General features: G+C 59.4%; 2 protein-coding genes and 1 pseudogene. 2 read left to right on the forward strand and 1 reads right to left on the reverse strand.

The window, feature by feature from the left end; translation table 11 throughout:
• Together BG61_RS38125 and BG61_RS41170 are read left to right on the forward strand one after the other, a co-directional pair.
• Positions 1-202 (forward strand): dodecin family protein (locus tag BG61_RS38125; RefSeq protein ID WP_035943468.1); only part of this gene is annotated, 202 nt, incomplete at its 5' end.
• A gap of 253 nt (positions 203-455) precedes the next feature.
• Positions 456-913 (forward strand): annotated as a pseudogene (locus BG61_RS41170) (MipA/OmpV family protein); the annotation flags it as partial.
• Between the two features lie 25 nt (positions 914-938).
• Here the strand turns inward: BG61_RS41170 and BG61_RS38130 are convergent.
• Positions 939-2,495 (reverse strand): integrase catalytic domain-containing protein, encoded by a 1,557-nt coding sequence (locus BG61_RS38130; RefSeq protein ID WP_233469260.1) that lies wholly within the window; start codon positions 2,493-2,495, stop codon positions 939-941.
• Positions 2,496-2,582: the final 87 nt, after the last annotated feature.

Genomic DNA, 2,582 nt, shown 5'->3' on the forward strand with positions numbered 1-2,582 from the left:
ATCCGTCTATCGTGTCACGGAAATCATTGGCACGAGCCCTGTCTCGTGGGAGGACGCGGCAAAAGTGGCGGTAGAGACGGCCGCCCAGTCGCTGCGTGATTTACGCATTGCCGAAGTCAGCAAATTCGACTTGACGATCGATAGCGGGAAGGTCGTCGAGTACAGAGCGAGAGTGTCCTTGTCGTTCAAGTACGAAGCTTGAACAGGCGACTCTTTGTGGCAAGCGCCTCCGGTCCATCGCGGCCGAACGGGTGAGCATGCCGACAAGCGCAATGGGGCGTCTGCTTCCGGCCTATTGTTCTGGTCGCACAACGAGTTTGCCTTGCGCATCCGAACGGTGCACAAGTCGATGCTCACCCATTCAAAATGGAGGCGTTGTGGCGTCACCGATCCGCACTGAGGGAACGTGCAAAAGGTCCGGCTTCGCCCTAGTCGGCACGCCAGCTCGATTTGCGGTGGCGATCGCCGCGTTTGCGGTCTTCATCGCGCCGGTTGCCCTCGCTCAAACTCCGTCGCCGCTCGGCGAATGGCAATATTCTGCGGGTATTCCGCTCGAAAAACTTTATCAGCCCAAGCCTCCCGACTGGGAGGTGCGTGTCGGTGTCGGCTCGACGTTCGGGCCACGCTATGATGGCTCGGATCGCTACCGCGTGCTAGTGGGCCGAGCGTGGACATCCGTTACCGCGATCTGGCGTTTGCATCGACTGGCGAGGGCATCGGGGTGAACGTGGTTCAAGGTCCGAACTGGCGCGCGAGTATTTCTGCCGTCTACGACCTTGGCCGGCGCGGACACGATAACCCGTCGCGTTTGAATGGCCTCGGCAACATCAATCCCGCTCCGGAGCTAAAACTGGCCGCCGAATACGTCGTGTCGAAAGAGTTTCCGCTTGTGTCTGGCGTCAACTACAACCGCCGCCGTGTTGCCTCACGGAATGATGTTACTCCCGGCTAGTTGTCACCGACGAATCGTTTTGTGGTGAGGGCTGGCGCTGCGTAGCAGCGTCAGCCCTCACCACTTCGGCGTCGTCGCGGCTGAGTATCCGGATCACCAGCTCCCTCGCTCGATCCGATCGCCACACTTTCACCCGGCGCTGCAGGGTGCGTAGTTGCGCGCCAGAATACAGCGTGGGAGCCATCTCGGTGAGGCGCTCGTACAGCTGCTTTGCCGTAATACCGGGTTCGGTTTCGAGCCACTCCAGTATCTTTGGCCAGATATGTTCGAACGGATCTTCGCGAGTGCGCCAGTCATGTGGGACCCGCGCTTTGCGGTGATGCGTCGGTCGAATTTCGCCGGCCTGCCACGCTGTCCCGAGACTGGACAGGAAATCGGAGAGTGGAACCTCAGTTGCTGTCCTCGTCGACGCTAGCGGACCGCCAGAAGCGCTGCTTTGCGCAACGCGCTGTTGTGCTTTGCGAATTCGCTGCAGCAGATCCAATGGATCGAGCCTACGAAACCGCGCGCGAAGGCTACGTTTGGTCGCCTCGGGAATAGATGGGGACCGTAAGACGCGCTCAAGCGGCGTCAACGGAGCTTCATAGCGCTTCGTCACCTTGGCGCCGTGACGAGTCTTCGATTTCAGTTTGAATGATGGCTGGAAGAAGTTGATGTACAGCCGTGACACTTGATAAAGAGACGCAAGGGTTTCAGTGGCTTCAAGACCTCGTAGCCTCCCGTAGCCCACAAGGCGGCGGACGATGGCGCCATTTTTTTGCTCGACCCACGCTTGATCGTTCTTCTTATAGGCACGCGAGCGCGTCAGCTCGATACCTTTTGCCTTGCAGAAATCGAAGACAGCCGCGTTCATGAAGGCGCTATCGTTATCGCAGTCCAGACCACGCAACGGAAACGGTAAGGCAGCGCTCACCTGCTCGACGTGCTCAAGAACGAACGCGCCGCTGCGAAACGGCATAGCGAGGCACTCGGTCCAACCCGTTGCGATATCCGTCATCACGAAGCTGTGTACAAAGTCGCCGTCGATCTTTGTACCACCGCAATGCTCAACGAAATCCACCTCAAGATAACCGGGTAGCGGGTCGTTCCAGTCAGTGAAGGTCCTGATCGGCACCGCGCGGCGTATCGCATTGCCGATTCCGCCAGCTCGCCGGCGCTGGCCGCTGAAGGCTTGCTCGCGCACATCCCGCAGCAGCCGATCAATGGTCGCGGCGCTAATCTGCTTGAGCCGCTGACGTAGGTCTCTCGGCAGCGACAGATGACCATGCCGTGTCATCGAGTCAATCAGCGTCGGGATGAGCGCCTTCAGGCGTTTGCCGCAAATTCGGTCAGCAGCCTCCCATAGCGTGATCAGCGCGGCACGAACGTCATCGTCATAGCGACGCTGCGGGCCTGGCTTTGCCTTCGGCGGCTGCGGCTCTCGGCACAACACTCGGATTGCGTGTTTACGATGATAGCCCGTCAATTCCACGAATTCGTCCAAGATCTGGCGCTTGTCGTCCCGGTCGGAGCGGCGGTAACGCTCTCCAACTGCCTCAGTCAATTCCCGTCTCGTTGTCATGCTGAGCCGCCTCGTCATAAGTCGCCCCCGCCAGCCGTCTGACAGGTAGCAAAATACTTGAGGCAACGA

This window comes from Caballeronia glathei, from assembly GCF_000698595.1.
In the GTDB taxonomy this organism is placed as follows: Bacteria; Pseudomonadota; Gammaproteobacteria; order Burkholderiales; family Burkholderiaceae; genus Caballeronia; species Caballeronia glathei.